Raw genomic sequence first — 16,614 nt, forward strand, 5'->3', positions numbered from 1 at the left:
TTGCGCAGGTCAAACGGCTGTTGACAGAGAGCGGCGGGGGGCCGGTAGGTTCGGCCGGGTCCACCGCAGGACGTCCGGCCGACAGAAGGTTTCTGCCGTCCGGGGGGTCCCCCTGCTCCGCGGGAGCTCGGGGGAGCGTGCGACCCGGATGGGGCCCGGACGTTCAGTAGACAACGGTTCCAGGCGGCCCGCAGCCAGCGGGCCCCCGGCCCGGCCCGAAGGGCGCCGGGCCCCCATTCCGACACCCCGGGACCTCGCGGTGCGGCGGTGCCCCAACCGCTCGCTATGGTGGTGCTCTGCGTACGGACAATAAGGGGCAGCAGTGAACGACGGCGGTCAGAGGCGATACGGCCCGCTCGGCAGAGCCTTGGTGATCATCCCGACCTACAACGAGGCGGAGAACATCAAGCCGATCGTCTCCCGCGTCCGGGAGTCGGTCCCCGAGGCCCACGTCCTGATCGCCGACGACAACAGCCCGGACGGCACCGGCAAGATCGCCGACGAGCTGTCCGCCGAGGACGACCACGTCCACGTGCTGCACCGCAAGGGCAAGGAGGGCCTCGGCGCCGCCTACCTCGCGGGCTTCCGCTGGGGCGTGGAGAAGGGCTACGGCGTCCTGGTCGAGATGGACGCCGACGGCTCCCACCAGCCCGAGGAGCTGCCCCGGCTGCTCACCGCGCTCAAGGGCGCCGACCTGGTCCTCGGCTCGCGCTGGGTGCCGGGCGGCCGGGTGGTGAACTGGCCCAAGCACCGCGAGTTCATCTCCCGGGGCGGCTCGACCTACTCCCGGCTGCTGCTGGGCGTGGACATCCGCGACGTCACGGGCGGCTTCCGGGCCTTCCGCCGCGAGACCCTCGAAGGCCTCGGCCTGGACGAGGTGGCCTCGCAGGGCTACTGCTTCCAGGTCGACCTGGCCCGCCGGGCGGTGGCCGCCGGCTACCACGTGGTCGAGGTGCCCATCACCTTCGTCGAGCGCGAGCGCGGCGACTCCAAGATGAGCAACGACATCATCGTCGAGGCGCTGTGGCGGGTCACCGCCTGGGGCGTCGGCTCGCGCGCCAACAAGCTCATGGGCCGCAAGCCGTCCTGAGCGGGCGACGCCCCCCGGGCCGGGCGGCCGCGCTGACGGATCCCTTACGCCGTCCTGGCACGCGCCCAGGCACACTGGGAGCATGACGACCGGCACTCCGCCCTCCGCCCCGCCCAAGCGCTCCCGTGCGCGTACTCTCGTCCCCCTGGCGATCGCCGCCTGGCTCCTCGCGGAGATCTGGCTGCTGGTCGCGGTGGCGCGCGCCGCCGGGGGACTGACCGTGCTGGCCCTGCTGGTCGCGGGCGCCGTGCTCGGCGGATACGTCATCAAGCGGGCCGGGCGCCGCGCCTTCCGCAACCTCACGGAGACGCTTCAGCGGCAGCAGTCCGGGGCGGCGGATCCCGGCGCCGAACCGCGGTCCGGCGGCGAGGGCAACACCTTCACGATGCTCGGCGGCCTGCTCCTGATGGTGCCGGGACTGCTCTCGGACGTCCTGGGCCTGCTCTGCCTGGTGCCGCCGGTGCGCAAGGCCCTCGGCCGGTACGCGGAGCGCTCGCTGGACAAGCGGATGCGCGCCTCCCGCCCCGGCGGTCTGGGCGCGGCCTTCCAGCAGGCCCGTATCCACCAGCCCGACGGCAAGGTGGTGCGCGGCGAGGTGATCCGCGAGGACGCGGGCTCCTCGCCTTACCACGACGAGCGGGGCCCCCGGCCGCCGCTGACCTGACGGACGGCCCGCCCGGGCCGGCCGCCGCCGCGCCGTGATCCGGCCCGGCGGGCGGCGCACCGGGCACAAGAAGAGGGCCGGTCCCACCGAAACGGTGGGACCGGCCCTCTTCTTCTTGGGCGCTTCGGCGCTTGCGCGCTTAGGCGGACTTGCGGCTGTCGCGCGGATGCACGGCAATGTTCATGGCGCCGGAACGCAGGACCTCCAGCCTCTCGGCCAGAACCTCCTCCAGCTCCTCGCGGGTGCGCCGCTCCATGAGCATGTCCCAGTGCGTACGCGCGGGCTTGCCCTTCTTCTCCTCAGGACCTTCGCCGTCCACCAGGAGTGCCATGGCGCCACACGCCTTGCACTCCCACTCCGGCGGGATGTCTGCCTCCACCGAGAACGGCATCTCGAAGCGATGTCCGTTCTCGCATGCGTACTCCACCGCCTGGCGCGGGGCCAGATCGATGCCGCGGTCGGTCTCGTAGCTGGTCACCACGAGGCGCGTGCCGCGAAGAGCTCGCTCACTCATGAATCGTGCCTCCCGGGCTTGTCGCCCACAGGACAGGTGTCGCTGTCGTCGTCATCCGGTCAACGTCCGGTCGGCGTTAAAGATTCCCGTTGTGGGTCATGTGTCGCCGTCGTGCCGCCCCTTGTTGTACCCACCAGTGCCCGGTTTGTCACATCTGGCAGCAGATGTCACCCAGCGTCTTCACTAGTTGAGCACGCAGTAACGGTCCGCCTGGCAGGCCAAAGGCGTACACTACCGGCCTTTCACTTCAACGTCTAAATCCGCGCCGGAACGGGGTTTCCGGCGGCCGCCACGGCGGCCCTCACCGGGACCCTCGCGAGCAGCACGAAGCCGACCGCGAAGAAGATCACGAGAGAGAGGATGGCATCCCGGTAGCTGCCGGTCAGCTGGTACGCGAGCCCGAACACCAGTGGCCCCAGCCAGCTCAGCCCGCGGTCGCTCATCTCGTAGGCCGAGAAGTATTCGGCCTCCTTGCCGCTCGGCACCAGGTGTGAGAAAAGCGACCGCGACAGCGCCTGGCTGCCGCCGAGGACCGTGCCGATCGCCGCCGCCAGGACGAAGAAGAGCGCGGGCGAGTGCGCGGGCAGGAAGTACCCGGCGCCCAGGATCAGCGCCCACACCGCCAGCGACCCCAGGATCGTGCGCTTGGCGCCGTGGGTCCGCGCGAGCCGCCCCATCCCCAGCGCCCCCGCCACCGCCAGCACCTGCACCAGGAGCACGGCGACGATCAGGGTGTTCTGGTCCAGCCCGAGTTCCTCGGAGCCGTACAGCGACGCCTGCGAGATCACGGTCTGCACGCCGTCGTTGTAGATCAGGTACGCGAGCAGGAAGGCGAGCGTCAGCGGACGCGCGCGCATGTCGCGCAGGGTCGCGACGAGCTGGCGCCAGCCCGCGCCCACCCTGCCCTCGGCCGGTACGTGCCCGGCGGGCGCGCGCCGGTCCCGCAGCCGCCGCAGCGGTACGAGCGTGAAGGCGCCCCACCACACCCCCGCCGACGCCAGGCAGATCCGTACGGCCGTGCCCTCGGACAGCCCGAAGCCGTCGTGGCCCGAGTAGAGGACCAGGTTGAGGATGAGGACGAAGGCGCCCGCGGTGTAACCGAAGGCCCAGCCGCGCGAGGAGACGCGGTCGCGCTCCTCGGGGCCCGCGATCTGCGGCAGATAGGCGTTGTAGAGCACCATCGAGACCGACAGGGCGGCATTGGCGACGATCAGGAGAATCGCGCCGAGCAGATAGCGGTGCCCGTCCAGGAAGAACATGCCGGCCGTGGCCGCGGCACCGGTGTAGGCCGCCACCGCGAGCAGGGGCTTCTTGCGGCCGGTGCGGTCGGCCGCGGCGCCCACCATCGGCATCAGGACCACCGCGAGCACCACCGAGGCGGACACGGCGTACGCGAAGAGGGACCCGGCCCGCACCGGGACGCCCAGCGGGTGCACGAAACCGCGGGCGTCGGCGGCGTCCTTGGCGATCGCCGTCAGATACGGCCCGAGGAACACGGTGAGGACGGTCGTCGAGTAGACCGAGCACGCGAAGTCGTAGAAGTACCAGCCGTGTTGCTCGCGGCGGCGGTCGGCGTCCGGGACCGCCTCCGCGGCGGCCCGGCCCATGGTCTCGGCGGTCAAACCCCGCGCCCTTCCGTTCGTCCTGTGGGCGCGCGCGGAGTTCAGAAGCCGGTTCCCCGGTCGGTCAGTACCTTGCGCAGCGTCTCCAGATGATCGGTCATGATGCCATCCACGCCGAGGGCCAGGAGCCTCGTCATCCGATCGGGATCGTTGACGGTCCACACGTGGACGTGCAGGCCCAGGGCGTGCGCGGTCCTCACGAAGCGCCGGTCCACCACCCGGACGCCGTTCTGGGACTCGGGCACCTGCGCGCACACCGCGCCCCGGCGCAGCGGCGCGGGCAGCCCCAGCGAGCGCAGCCGCAGCGCGGCCACGCCCCGCACCCCGTACGAGGTGGCCAGGCGCGGACCCGCCAGCCGCGCGGCCCGCGCGACCCGGGCCTCGGAGAACGAGCCCACGCACACCCGGTCCCAGGAGCCGGTACGCCGGATCAGCTCCACCAGCGGCACGAGCGCCGACTCGGCCTTCAGATCCACGTTCCAGCGCGCCTCGGGGAACGCGTCGAGGAGCTCCTCGAAGAGCGGCAGCGGCTCCCGGCCCGCCACCCGGGCCTGTGACACCTCGCCCCACGGCAGATCGGCGATCCGGCCCACGGCGTCGGTGACCCGGTCCAGGGTGGAGTCGTGGAAGGCGACCAGACGGCCGTCCGCCGTGGTGTGGACATCGGTCTCGAAGTACCGGAAACCGGCCGCGGCGGCCCGCCCGAAGGCGGCCGCGGTGTTCTCGATGCCGTCCGCGGCCCCGCCGCGGTGGGCGAAGGCGATCGGCGTCGGATGGTCCAGATAGGGGTGGCGTACGCGAGTCACCCGGGCAGTATCGCCTGTGCCGGTGCCTCCCCGGCCGGGGGTCCGGCGGCCGGGGCCGGTTCGCGGGCGGCCTCCGCTTCCCCCGCCGCCTCCGGGATCGCGAAGACCCGCAGGAAGAGCTGGGCGAGCGGGCCGATGGCGAGGGCGTAGGCGACCGTGCCCACACCGAGCGAGCCGCCGAGCAGGAAGCCGGTCACCACGACCGCCACCTCGATCGAGGTGCGCACCAGCCGGATGGAACGGCCGGTGACCCGGTGCAGCCCGGTCATCAGGCCGTCGCGCGGGCCGGGGCCGAACCGCGCCGAGATGTACAGCCCGGTCGCCACGCCGTTGAACAGGATCCCGCCGGCCATCAGCGGGATCTCGACGGCGAGGCCGTGCACGTCCGGCACCAGGGCGAGGGTGGCGTCCATCGCGATGCCGATGGCGAAGACGTTGGAGACCGTGCCCAGGCCCGGGCGCTGGCGCAGCGGGATCCACAGCAGCAGCACCAGCGCGCCCACGATGATCGAGACGACCCCGATGGTCAGCCCGGTGCGCTCGGCGATGCCCTGGTGCAGCACACCCCAGGGTTCGAGCCCGAGCCCGCTGCGCACCAGCAGCGCCGAGCTCACCCCGTACAGCGTGAGGCCGACATAGAGCTGGAGCAGCCTCCGGGTGAGGTGTGCGGACACGTGAGCGTCCCCCTGTCTGGTGGTGGTGGACTGACGCATGACACTCTGTGGCGGGGAATCCTCTCCCAACCATGGCCAATCCGGGGAAGGTGGACTGACTTCATGGCGCAGTGGACCTCGGCGGTCGGACCGGCACAGCTCGCCCGACAGCTCAACGCACAGCAGCAGCCCCGCCCCGCGGGCACCCGCAAGCCGCCCGCCTACCGGGCGCTGGCCGACGGGATCCGGCTCCTCGTCCTCGAAGGCCGGGTGCCGGTGGCCGCGCGCCTGCCCGCCGAGCGGGAGCTGGCCTTGGCGCTCTCGGTCAGCCGCACCACGGTGGCCGCGGCCTACGAGGCGCTGCGTGGCGAGGGCTTCCTGGAGTCCCGCCGGGGCGCGGGCAGCTGGACGGCCGTGCCGGCGGGCAACCCGCTGCCCGCGCGCGGCCTGGAGCCGCTGCCGCCCGAGTCGCTGGGATCCATGATCGACCTGGGGTGCGCGGCGCTGCCCGCGCCGGAGCCGTGGCTGACCCGTTCGGTGCAGGGCGCCCTGGAGGAGCTGCCGCCGTACGCGCACACCCACGGCGACTATCCGGCCGGGCTGCCGGCGCTGCGCCGGATGCTCGCCGAGCGGTACACCGCGCGCGGCATCCCGACCATGCCCGAACAGATCATGGTCACCACCGGGGCGATGGGCGCCATGGACGCCATCTGCCACCTCTTCGCCGGGCGCGGCGAGCGGATCGCGGTGGAGTCGCCCTCGTACGCCAACATCCTCCAGCTGATGCGCGAGGCCGGGGCCCGGCTCGTACCGGTCGCCATGGCCGAGGGGCTCACCGGCTGGGACCTGCCCCTGTGGCGGCAGGTGCTGCGCGACTCCGCGCCCCGGCTCGCCTATGTCGTCGCCGACTTCCACAACCCGACGGGCGCGCTGGCCGACGAGGACCAGCGCCGCGCCCTGGTGGACGCCGCCCGCTCGGCCGGGACCGTGCTCGTCGTCGACGAGACCATGTCCGAACTGTGGCTGGACGAGGGCGTCGACATGCCGCGCCCGGTCTGCGCCTTCGACCCGGCGGGCGCGACGGTGCTCACCGTCGGCTCGGCGAGCAAGGCGTTCTGGGCGGGCATGCGCATCGGCTGGGTGCGGGCGGCCCCCGACGTCATCCGGTCCCTGGTCGCGGCCCGCGCCTACGCCGACCTGGGCACCCCCGTCCTGGAGCAGCTCGCCGTCAAGTGGCTGATGGCCACGGGCGGCTGGGAGCAGGCGGTCGACCTGCGCCGGGCCCAGGCGCGCGAGAACCGCGACGCGCTGGTGGCGGCGGTCCGCCGGGAGCTGCCGGAGTGGGAGTTCGACGTACCGGTGGGCGGGCTCACGCTGTGGGTGCGCACCGGGGGAGTCTCCGGCTCCCGCCTGGCGGAGGTGGGCGAACGGGTCGGGGTACGGGTGCCGTCCGGCCCCCGGTTCGGCGTGGACGGCGCCTTCGAGGGCTATGTGCGCCTCCCCTTCACCGTGAGCGGCCCGGTGGCCGAGGAGGCGGCGGCCCGCCTCGCGGCGGCGGCACGGCTGGTGGAGAAGGGGGCGAGCACGGGGGGCGAGTCGCCGCGGACGTTCGTGGCGTGAGGGGAAGGGGTGCGGGGCCTTGAGGGGTGCCGGGGCGCCCGGAGCCGAGAGGTGCGGCACTCAGGACCGAGGGACGTTCGGGGCACCTGGGGGACGTGTCCGCGCTCCCGGGACCGAGAGGTGCCGGGGGTGCCGGGGCCCGCGAGGGTGCCGGGGCGCCCGGGGCTGACGGGCGCTCGCCGTGGTGCCCCGGGCGTTCACTCGGTCCGTTCGTCGGTGCGGAGGCTCACCCCTCGGCCGGTACCGCCTGCGCGTGCGGGGCCGCCTCCACCGGCAGGTCGCGCTCGGGGAGCAGGTCGAGGACCGCCTGGCGGTGCTGTTCGCTGGTCGCCTCGTCGTACGGGTCCGGGGTCGCCGGGACCTGGAGGCGCAGGACGGGCCCCGTGCCCAGCCGGGCGTAGCCGCGGCCGGGCGGGACGAGCGCGGTCGGGGTGGTGTGCGGCGGAACCCCGAGGACCCACGCGGCCTGGGCGGCGGTGGCGGGGCCGAGCACCACGCGCGCGCGGGTGTGCGTGCGGACCGGCTCGGTCAGCGCCTCCAGGCAGTCGAACTGCTCGGCGACCACCACCGTCACCCCGGCCGCCCGCCCGTGCCGCAGCGGGATCTGGAGCAGCTGCTGCGGCTCGGGCCGCCCGTCGGCGGCGGCCAGGTGCCCGAAGACGCTCGGCCGGTCGAGCAGGATCCACAGCGGCCGCTTGATGTCGTCCGGGGTCGGGTGGCCCGCCTGGCGGGCGCGGTTGGCGGCGATGAGGCGGCGCTCGGTCTCGTGCGCGGCCCACTCCAGCGTGGCCAGCGCCCCGGCGAGGCCGCACTCCACGGCGAGCACGCCCCGGCGCCCGGCCAGGCACGCGTACTCCCCGGTGCCGCTGCCCTCGACCATGAGCACGTCGCCGTACTGGAGCGCCTGGAGGGCGATGGAGCGCAGCAGGGTCGTGGTGCCGCTGCCGGGCTCGCCGACCGCCAGCAGGTGCGGCTCGGTGGAGCGCGGCCCGGTGCGCCAGACGACCGGGGGCGCGTCGCGGACGTCCTCGCCCTCGACGACCGGCACGGTCCGCTGCACCGCGTCGGCGTCGGTGAACCCGAGCACGGTCTCGCCGGGCCCGGCGACGAACCGCTGGGCGGCGATCGCGGTGGGGAGCGCGCCGAGGACGCGCATCACGAGCTGGTTGGCCTCCTCGTCCCACTCGAACCGGTACTCCCGGCCGCGCCCGGACTTGGTGTGCAGCAACTGCTCGATACGGGCGCGCGCCTCGGGCTCGCCGTCCGTGAAGTACGCCGGGTAGCGGATGAGGAGACGGGTGACCCGGCCCGTGTCGTCGAACGCGTACTCGCTGAACGCGGCGGTCCAGTCGCCGCCGTGGGTGAAGAGCGGACCGGGGTCCTCCGGCACCGAGAAGTACGGCACGAGCGCCTCGTAGAGCGCCTGGAGGCGGGCGGCCTCCGCCTCGTCGGGGCCGGTCTTGACGGGGACGCGCACCCGGCCCTTCCAGGCGGCCGCGGCCATCACCGTGATCAGGGCGAGCAGCGGCCCGTACGGGATGAGCGCGACCACCAGGACCACGGCGGCCGCCAGGAACAGCGCGGGACCACGCCGCTCCTTGGGCGTGGCGGTCCACTTGCCGCCCAGGGCGGCGAGGATCAGCCGCAGGCCGCGGGTGATCGTGATGAGCGGATGGAGGACGTCGGTGGCGCTGTCGGCGGCCGTGCGCGCCAGCTCGCGGCTGCGGGCGATCGGCGCGGTCGTGCTGCTCAGAATGCGGGGGAGTGGTCGCCGGGCCACGTCGGTCTCCTGTGGGGGTGGTCGGGGCTGCGGGAGGTCAGAACTTGATCCCGCCCAGCAGGCTGGCCAGGCTCTGGCCCCCGGCCTTGATGCTCGGGGCGATCGCCGTGCCCGCGAGATAGAAGCCGAACAGGGCGCAGACCATGGCGTGCGAGGCCTTGAGGCCGTCTTTCCGGAAGAAGAGGAAGACGATGATGCCGAGCAGGACGACGCCTGAGATGGACAGGATCATGAGGAGTTCTCCTGGGTGGGGGGACAGTCACCATGAGTTCTTCCATGATCACGGGAAGTATCTATGTGATAAAAGGTGCAATCGAGTGAAATCCTCTGATTTTCACTGGAGTGGCGGACAGGGATCCGGGCCGCGGGAGGGACACTGCGCGGCCGGTGGACCGGGTGCTGTTACTCGCGGTGAGCTTTGCCCCGGGCGGACCGGTCCATGTCGGCCGACGGGCAGTACCCTGTCGATTCACTCGTACGGCCCCGACGCCGTACGGGCCAGGTCACAGGCGTTCCGAGGAGCGCCGCACCCGAAGAAAGGCGGTCCGCGCGATGAGCGATGCCCTCGATCCCGAGGTGGTCGAACTGGCGAGCAGGATCTTCGATCTGGCCCGCCGGGGAGAGGCGGAGGCGCTCGCCGCGTACGTGGACGCCGGGGTCTCGCCCGACCTCACCAATGACCAGGGTCACACCCTGGTGATGCTCGCCGCCTACCACGGGCACGCGGAGGCGGTCTCCGCGCTCCTCGCGCGCGGGGCCGACCCCGACCGCGCCAACGACCGCGGCCAGACCCCGCTCGCGGGAGCGGTCTTCAAGGGCGAGCAGGAGGTCGTGAAGGCGCTGCTCACAGGCGGAGCCGATCCTTCCGCCGGAACGCCGTCAGCGCTGGACACCGCACGGATGTTCGGCAAGACGGAACTGCTCGCACTCTTCGGCGACCGCTGAGGTTTGTGCCGGGGTACCCCTGCCTACCTGGTGGGAGAGGCTCGTAAATGTGGTCGCGGTGGCGAAATGCCTGGGTCATCATGACGACGAGCCCCTTCATCAGGGGCAGGGTCCTTACATCGGGGGCCACACGACGAGAGGCAGGAAGATGGTCCACAGCAAGCGGAAGACGGCGGACGGCCGAACATGTTGGCGCGCGGCCTACTAGGGCACGGCACGAATCCCGGTTGCGTCGACAGCTTGATGTGAGGCTACTTCCATGTTTGATCCGGTCATAGCGCCGAGCGGTACGCTGCTCGGCCTGCTGCAGCGGGGCCGCGGCGACGGCACCCTGCACGCGCTCGCCGCCCCGCGCCCAGAAGCCCTGGCGGCCCTGAACCACTGTGTACTGAGCGACCCCCGCCAGGACTGGCAGGTGGAGAACCGCTCCCTGTACTACGCGCGCCTCTACCTGGATCTCGACGGCGGACTCGACGAGATCGAGGCCCATCTCCTCAGCGCCGAGGACGTTCTCGACGCCGACGAGAACCGCACCGGCCTCGCGCTCGCGGTCCTCGGCCACCTCGCCTCCTACGGCAGGCACGACGCGCTGCTGCTGCTGCGCCGCTACGCCGCGGGCGGTGCCAACTGGCGCTGGGCCCTGGACGAGCTCGCGCTGCGTGACGACGACGCGGGACTGCGCGCCCTCGCCGAGCCCGTCCTCGCCCGCTTCCCCCGCACCCCCGAGGGCGACGCCGAGCTGGCCGCCACCGTCCGCGACGCCTTCGAACCCCGGCCCTGGCGGCTGTGGGCCGAGGACACCCGCGCCTCGGTCGGCGCCCGGGTGCGTGCCGCCCGGGAAGCCGGCTCCTTCGACCGCTGGCAGCGTCAGCTGAGGCCGTCCGGGCCGCGTCCCGGCTGGAGCGTCCAGGCCGTCTTCGACTGGGCCCAGGAGGGCCTGGACCGCGGCGCCGACCTCACCCTGCCCGCCGCCCGCTGCCTGGGCGCGGTCGCCGGGCCCGACGACCGCGAAATGATCGTCGAGGCCGCGCGCGCCGGCGCGGACGGCGCCCGCTGCGCCGCCCTGCACTACCTCACCGAGTCACGCGACCCGCGCGTCCTCGACCTCATCGAGGCCGCCGTCGGCGGCGGCTCCCGCACGGTGGCCGAGGCCGCCGTCCAGGCCTTCGAGCGGATGTGCGGACCCGCGGCTGTCGACCGGGCGCGCGGCTGGGTGCACCGGCCCGACGCGCTCGGCGCCGCCGCCGCGGGCGTCCTCGCCTGCCGGGGCGAGGCCGACGACGCCCAGCTGGTGCTGGGCGCGCTGCGCGAGTGCGTGCGCTCCGAGGGGGCCGACGCGCCCCTGCTGCGCCCCCTCGTCGACGGCACCGGACGGCTCGGCATCGGCTGCGCCGCCCCCGTACTGCGGCACCTCTACCGCGAGACCGCCTCCTCCGAGCTGCGCGGCCGCACCGCCCGCGCGCTCGCCGCCACCGACCCCTCCTTCGCCACCGGCTTCGCCGTCGAGTGCCTGTGGGACTGCGAGGAGACCACCCGCGAGGTGGCCGCGCAGTACGCCGAGCTGGTCGACGCGCGCGTGGCGGAGCGGCTGCGGCGCCTGGCCGACGACCCGGCCGAGGAGGCCGAGGTACAGAGCGCCATCCACAACCGGATGGGCCCCGACGCGCCCGCTATATGAGCCGCGGCTCCGTCCGGACGGGCCGGGAGCCCCGGCGGCGGAACACCCTCTCCGAAGAGCCCGGGGGACGCCTTCCGGACGGAGCGGGCGGGGCCGGCGCCGCGCACGCGGTGCTCGGTGCGCCCCCGGGCACGCCCCTCCTTGCCAGAATGGAGGGATGACAGGGCGCTGGGAGTTCTGGGTCGACCGGGGCGGCACCTTCACCGACGTGGTGGGCCGGCGCCCGGACGGACGCCTGGTCAGCCGCAAGCTCCTCTCCCACGACCCGGCGCGGTACCGGGACGCGGCCGTCGCCGGGATCCGGCTCCTGCTGGGGCTCGGGCCCGGCGAGCCCGTCCCCGCCGAGCGGATCGCGGTCGTCAAGATGGGCACCACCGTCGCCACCAACGCCCTGCTGGAGCGGCGCGGCGAGCCGACGGTCCTGGTCGTCACCGAGGGCTTCCGGGACGCCCTGCGGATCGCGTACCAGAACCGGCCGCGCCTGTTCGACCGGCACATCGAGCTGCCGGACGCGGTGTACGAGAAGGTCGTGGAGGTGCCCGAGCGGGTCGACGCGCACGGCGCCGTCGTCCGCCCCCTCGACCTCGCGGCCGCGACCGGGCGGCTGCGCGCCGCCCACGCGGAGGGCTTCCGCAGCGCCGCCGTCGTCCTGACGCACGGCTACCGCCACCCCGGCCACGAGACGGCCGTCGCCGGGGCCGCCAGGGAGCTCGGCTTCACCCAGGTCAGCTGCTCCCACGAGGTGAGTCCGCTGATCAAGCTGGTGCCGCGCGGCGACACCACCGTGGTGGACGCCTACCTCTCGCCGATCCTGCGCCGGTACGTCGACGAGGTCGCGCGGGAACTCCACGGCGTACGGCTGATGTTCCTCCAGTCCAACGGCGGGCTGCGGGAGGCCGCGCACGTCCGGGGCAAGGACGCGGTGCTCTCCGGCCCGGCGGGCGGCGTCGTCGGCATGGCCCGCACCTCCGCACAGGCCGGCCACGCGCGCGTGATCGGCTTCGACATGGGCGGCACCTCCACCGACGTGTCGCACTACGCGGGCGCCTTCGAACGGGACTTCGCCACCCAGGTCGCCGGGGTGCGGATGCGCGCCCCGATGATGACCGTCCACACCGTGGCGGCGGGCGGCGGCTCGGTGCTCCACTTCGACGGCCGGCGCTACCGGGTCGGCCCCGACTCGGCGGGCGCCTCCCCCGGCCCGGCCTGCTACCGGCGCGGCGGCCCGCTCACCGTCACCGACGCCAACGTGATGCTCGGCCGGATCCAGCCCGCCCACTTCCCGGCCGTGTTCGGCCCCGACGGCGACCAGCCGCTCGACGCCGAGGTGGTGCGGGAGCGGTTCGCCGCCCTCGCCCGGCGCACCGGCGGCGGACGCACCGCCGAGGACGTGGCCGCGGGATTCCTGGAGATCGCCGTCCTCAACATGGCGAACGCCGTCAAGAAGATCTCCGTGCAGCGCGGCCACGACGTCACCCGCTACGCCCTGACCAGCTTCGGCGGCGCGGGCGGCCAGCACGCCTGCGCGGTCGCGGACGCGCTCGGCATCGCCACCGTCGTCGTCCCCCCGCTGGCCGGGGTGCTCTCCGCGTACGGGATCGGCCTCGCGGACGCGACCGCGATGCGCGAGCGGTCCGTGGAGGCGGAGCTCGACGGGGCCGGAGCCGGGCGGGCGCGCGAGGCGTGCGCGGAGCTCGCGGCACACACGCGCGCCGAACTGCGCGCCGACGGCCTCGCCGACGAGGCAATCACCACCCACGCGCGCGTCCTGTTGCGCTACGCCGGTACGGACGCGAGCCTGCCCGTCGACCTGGACGCGCCGGACGCCATGAAGGCGGCCTTCGAAGCCGAACACCGCGCGCGGTACGCCTTCACCATGGACAAGCCGCTGGTCGTGGAGGCCGTGTCGGTGGAGGCGGTCGGCGCCGCCGGGCCCCACGGCGCCCCCGCGGCCGGGGAGTACGCGGGGGAGGGGGCGGCCGGGCCCGCGGCCACCGTGTCCATGGTCGTGGCGGGCGAGCGCCGGGAGGTCCCGCTGTACCGGCGCGCCGCCCTGCGGCCCGGCGCCGCCGTCACCGGGCCCGCCATCGTCGCCGAGGCCGACGCCACCACCGTGGTGGACGACGGCTGGCAGGCCGCCGCCGGTGACCTCGGGCACCTGCTGCTGACCCGGGCGCGCCCCCGCCCGGCCCGCACGGCCGTCGGAACGGACGTCGACCCGGTGATGCTGGAGGTCTTCAACAACCTCTTCATGGCGATCGCCGAGCAGATGGGCGTACGCCTGGAGAACACCGCCCACTCCGTCAACATCAAGGAACGCCTCGACTTCTCCTGCGCGCTCTTCGACTCCGAGGGCAACCTGATCGCCAACGCTCCGCACATCCCGGTGCACCTGGGGTCGATGGGCGAGTCCATCAAAGAGGTGCTGCGCCGCGACGAGGGCACCCTGCGGCCCGGTGACGTCTACGCCGTCAACGACCCGTACCACGGAGGCACCCACCTGCCCGACGTCACCGTGGTCACCCCGGTCTTCGACGGCGGCGAGCTGCGGTTCCTGGTGGCCTCGCGCGGCCACCACGCCGAGATCGGCGGCATCACGCCCGGATCCATGCCCGCCTTCAGCCGCACGATCGAGGAGGAGGGCGTCCTCTTCGACAACTGGCTGCTCGTCCGGGACGGCCGGCTGCGCGAGGCCGAGACGCGGGAGCTGCTGACCGGCGCCGCCCACCCCTCGCGCGACCCCGACACCAACCTCGCGGACCTGCGCGCCCAGATCGCCGCCAACGAAAAGGGCATCGCCGAACTGCGGCGCGTGAGCGAGGAGTTCGGTCCCGACGTCGTCCAGGCGTACATGGGCCATGTGCGCGCCAACGCCGAGGAGTCCGTGCGCCGGATCGTGGCCGGGCTGAACGACGGCTCGTACGCGTACGAGACGGACAGCGGCGCGGTGATCCGGGTCGCCGTCACCGTGGACCGCGAGGCGCGCGGCGCGGTCGTGGACTTCGCCGGCACCTCCCCGCAGCAGCCCGGCAACGCCAACGCGCCCCGGTCGGTGGTGATGGCGGCCGTCCTCTACGTCTTCCGGACGCTGGTGGACGACGACATCCCGCTCAACAGCGGCTGTCTGGAGCCGCTGGAGGTACGGGTGCCCCCCGGCTCGATGCTGGCACCCCGCTACCCGGCCGCGACGGTGGCCGGGAACGTCGAGACCTCGCAGGCCGTCACCGGCGCCCTCTACGCGGCCCTGGGAGTCCAGGCCGAGGGCTCGGGCACGATGAACAACGTCACCTTCGGCAACGACCGGGTGCAGTACTACGAGACGGTGGCCAGCGGCTCGGGCGCGGGCGAGGGCTTCGACGGCGCGGACGCCGTACAGACCCATATGACCAACTCGCGCCTCACCGACCCCGAGGTGCTGGAGTGGCGGTACCCGGTGCGGGTGGACGCCTTCTCCGTACGGGAGGGCAGCGGCGGGACGGGCCGGTGGAGCGGCGGCCGCGGGGCCGAGCGCCGGATCCGCTTCCTGGAGCCGATGACGGTGGCCCTGCTGACCGGCCACCGGCGCGTCCCGCCGTACGGCATGGCGGGCGGCGGGCCGGGCGCGCTCGGCGAGAACCTGGTGGAGCGCGCGGACGGCCGCAGCGAGCCGCTGGCCGGCGTGGACACCGTCGAGATGGGCCCCGGGGACGTCCTGGTCGTCCGCACGCCCGGAGGCGGCGGCTACGGCTGCTGAGGGCTGCGCGCGGGGGACCGGCGGACGGGCACGAACCGCAGCGGGGTGCCGGGCGCGGCCTGCGCGGCGGCGGCCAGATCGGCCCCGGCGACCACGCCGAGCACCGGATAGCCGCCGGTGGTGGGATGGTCGGCCAGGAACACCACCGGCCGTCCGTCCGGCGGCACCTGGACCGCTCCCCACACCATGCCCTCGCTCGGCAGCTCGCCGTGGACGGCCCGCTCCAGCGCCGGGCCCTCGGTGCGCAGACCGATGCGGTTGCCGGCGGCGGAGACCCGGTAGCGCCCGCGCGCCAGAGCGTCGAAGGCGTCCGGCGTGAACCAGTCGGCGCGCGGCCCCGGCAGCACCCGCAGCACCAGCTCGGCGGGCGGTCCCGGCGCGGGGGCCGCGTCCACGCGCGCGTGGCGCCCGGCCGGGTGGCCCAGGGGCACCACGGCGCCGTCCGTGAGCGGAGGCGGTCCGAGCCCGGAGAGCAGGTCGGTGGAGCGGCTGCCGAGGACGGGATCGACCGCGATCCCGCCGGCGAACGCCACATAGGAGCGCACCCCCCGTACGGCGGCGCCCGCCTCCAGGACCGCTCCGGCGGGCACCCGCACCGGCGCGCCCCACGCCGCCGGACGCCCGTCGACGGTCACCGGGCAGGGCGCCCCGGTCACCGCGGCCGTCACGTCGCGGCGGGGGCGCACCGCGCATCCGCTCAGCGTCGTCTCCAGGACGGCGGCGCCCGCGGGGTTGCCCACCAGCCGGTTGGCGAGACGGCTCGCGGGCAGATCGAGCGCCCCCGAGCGCGGTACGCCGAGGTGGGCGTGGCCGGGGCGGCCCTCGTCCTGGACCGAGGTGAGCGCACCGGCCCGCACCACGCAGAAGGCCCGGTCCGTCATGCCGCGCCCAGCGGGACGAAGCGCACCCGGGTGCCCGGCGCCAGGAGCGCGGCGGGCTCGCGGCCCGGATCCCACAGGACGGCGTCCGTGGTGCCGACCAGCTGCCAGCCGCCCGGGGACGAGCGCGGATAGACGCCGGTGTACGGGCCCGCCAGCGCGACCGACCCGGCCGGGACCGCGGTCCTCGGCGTGGCCCGGCGGGGGACCGCGTACCGCTCGGGCAGCCCGGTCAGATAGCCGAAGCCGGGCGCGAACCCGCAGAAGGCCACCCGGAAGGCGGTCGCACTGTGGATCCGTACCGCCGCCTCCGGCGAGACGCCCCACTCCGCCGCCACCTCGGCCAGGTCGGGGCCGTCGTAGCGGACCGGGATCTCGACCGTCGCGCCCGCGTCCGCGCGCGGCGGGGCCACCTCCCAGCCGGGCAGCAGCGCCGCGAGCCGCTCCGGGTCGTCCAGGCCGTCGAGCAGGACCGTACGGGCCGCCGGGACGATCTCCCGTACGGGAGGCAGCCGTCCGGCGGCGCGGCGGCGCAGCAGCTCGGCGTGGAGGGCCTCGGCGTCCTCACCGCTCTCCAACTCGACGAGGAGCGCGCGGTCGCCGACCGGCAGCGTCCGCATCGGCAGGGCAC

General features: G+C 74.3%; 14 protein-coding genes. 6 read left to right on the forward strand and 8 right to left on the reverse strand.

Annotation, left to right across the window (positions count from 1 at the left end; genetic code table 11):
• Window positions 1-322: 322 nt before the first annotated feature.
• Together AC069K_RS14635 and fxsA are read left to right on the forward strand one after the other, a co-directional pair.
• Window positions 323-1,090, forward strand: a complete 768-nt coding sequence (locus AC069K_RS14635; protein WP_358837701.1) for a polyprenol monophosphomannose synthase — start codon at window positions 323-325, stop codon at window positions 1,088-1,090.
• An 82-nt stretch (window positions 1,091-1,172) separates the two neighbouring features.
• Window positions 1,173-1,754, forward strand: a complete 582-nt coding sequence (fxsA, locus tag AC069K_RS14640; RefSeq protein WP_478615806.1) for an FxsA family membrane protein — start codon at window positions 1,173-1,175, stop codon at window positions 1,752-1,754.
• A 139-nt stretch (window positions 1,755-1,893) separates the two neighbouring features.
• Here fxsA and AC069K_RS14645 read toward each other — a convergent pair whose 3' ends face one another.
• The 4 genes from AC069K_RS14645 to yczE all read right to left on the reverse strand — a co-directional run bounded on the left by AC069K_RS14645 (window position 1,894) and on the right by yczE (window position 5,409).
• The gene (locus AC069K_RS14645; protein WP_067155573.1) at window positions 1,894-2,268 is read right to left on the reverse strand and encodes an RNA polymerase-binding protein RbpA; all 375 of its coding nucleotides are present in this window, start codon (window positions 2,266-2,268) and stop codon (window positions 1,894-1,896) included.
• A 254-nt stretch (window positions 2,269-2,522) separates the two neighbouring features.
• Window positions 2,523-3,875, reverse strand: a complete 1,353-nt coding sequence (locus AC069K_RS14650; RefSeq protein WP_478615942.1) for an MFS transporter — start codon at window positions 3,873-3,875, stop codon at window positions 2,523-2,525.
• A 56-nt stretch (window positions 3,876-3,931) separates the two neighbouring features.
• Complete coding sequence (locus AC069K_RS14655; RefSeq protein WP_478615811.1) at window positions 3,932-4,696, reverse strand: glycerophosphodiester phosphodiesterase family protein; 765 nt, start codon at window positions 4,694-4,696, stop codon at window positions 3,932-3,934.
• Complete coding sequence (gene yczE, locus AC069K_RS14660) at window positions 4,693-5,409, reverse strand: membrane protein YczE (protein WP_478615814.1); 717 nt, start codon at window positions 5,407-5,409, stop codon at window positions 4,693-4,695. Before yczE ends, AC069K_RS14655 begins: the two co-directional genes overlap by 4 nt.
• 63 nt (window positions 5,410-5,472) lie before the next feature.
• Here yczE and AC069K_RS14665 point away from each other — a divergent pair, with 63 nt between their 5' ends.
• Complete coding sequence (locus AC069K_RS14665; RefSeq protein WP_365109864.1) at window positions 5,473-6,969, forward strand: SCO1417 family PLP biosynthesis transcription factor; 1,497 nt, start codon at window positions 5,473-5,475, stop codon at window positions 6,967-6,969.
• A gap of 226 nt (window positions 6,970-7,195) precedes the next feature.
• On the opposite strand, the gene AC069K_RS14670 is transcribed toward AC069K_RS14665, so the two are convergent.
• Entirely contained in the window at window positions 7,196-8,749 is a 1,554-nt protein-coding gene (locus tag AC069K_RS14670) for a hypothetical protein (RefSeq protein ID WP_365109861.1), read from the reverse strand.
• Between the two features lie 37 nt (window positions 8,750-8,786).
• Window positions 8,787-8,981 carry a hypothetical protein gene (locus tag AC069K_RS14675; RefSeq protein ID WP_067155558.1) on the reverse strand — a complete coding sequence of 65 codons (195 nt, stop codon included), beginning with the start codon at window positions 8,979-8,981 and terminating at the stop codon, window positions 8,787-8,789.
• A 320-nt stretch (window positions 8,982-9,301) separates the two neighbouring features.
• Between AC069K_RS14675 and AC069K_RS14680 the strand changes: the two genes are divergently transcribed.
• The 3 genes from AC069K_RS14680 to AC069K_RS14690 all read left to right on the forward strand — a co-directional run bounded on the left by AC069K_RS14680 (window position 9,302) and on the right by AC069K_RS14690 (window position 15,105).
• Window positions 9,302-9,694, forward strand: a complete 393-nt coding sequence (locus tag AC069K_RS14680) for an ankyrin repeat domain-containing protein (protein WP_358836108.1) — start codon at window positions 9,302-9,304, stop codon at window positions 9,692-9,694.
• A gap of 259 nt (window positions 9,695-9,953) precedes the next feature.
• Window positions 9,954-11,372 (forward strand): HEAT repeat domain-containing protein, encoded by a 1,419-nt coding sequence (locus AC069K_RS14685; protein WP_365109858.1) that lies wholly within the window; start codon window positions 9,954-9,956, stop codon window positions 11,370-11,372.
• Between the two features lie 157 nt (window positions 11,373-11,529).
• On the forward strand, window positions 11,530-15,105 hold the full coding sequence (locus AC069K_RS14690) for a hydantoinase B/oxoprolinase family protein (protein ID WP_478615821.1): 3,576 nt from the start codon (window positions 11,530-11,532) through the stop codon (window positions 15,103-15,105).
• On the opposite strand, the gene AC069K_RS14695 is transcribed toward AC069K_RS14690, so the two are convergent.
• Both AC069K_RS14695 and pxpB read right to left on the reverse strand, forming a co-directional pair.
• Window positions 15,093-15,986 (reverse strand): 5-oxoprolinase subunit C family protein, encoded by an 894-nt coding sequence (locus AC069K_RS14695; RefSeq protein WP_478615824.1) that lies wholly within the window; start codon window positions 15,984-15,986, stop codon window positions 15,093-15,095. The two genes, AC069K_RS14690 and AC069K_RS14695, sit on opposite strands and share 13 nt — an antisense overlap.
• Window positions 15,983-16,603 carry a 5-oxoprolinase subunit PxpB gene (pxpB, locus tag AC069K_RS14700; RefSeq protein ID WP_478615945.1) on the reverse strand — a complete coding sequence of 207 codons (621 nt, stop codon included), beginning with the start codon at window positions 16,601-16,603 and terminating at the stop codon, window positions 15,983-15,985. The genes AC069K_RS14695 and pxpB overlap by 4 nt, the downstream gene beginning before the upstream one ends.
• Window positions 16,604-16,614 lie beyond the last annotated feature (11 nt).

This window comes from Streptomyces sp. NPDC043908 (assembly GCF_056435525.1).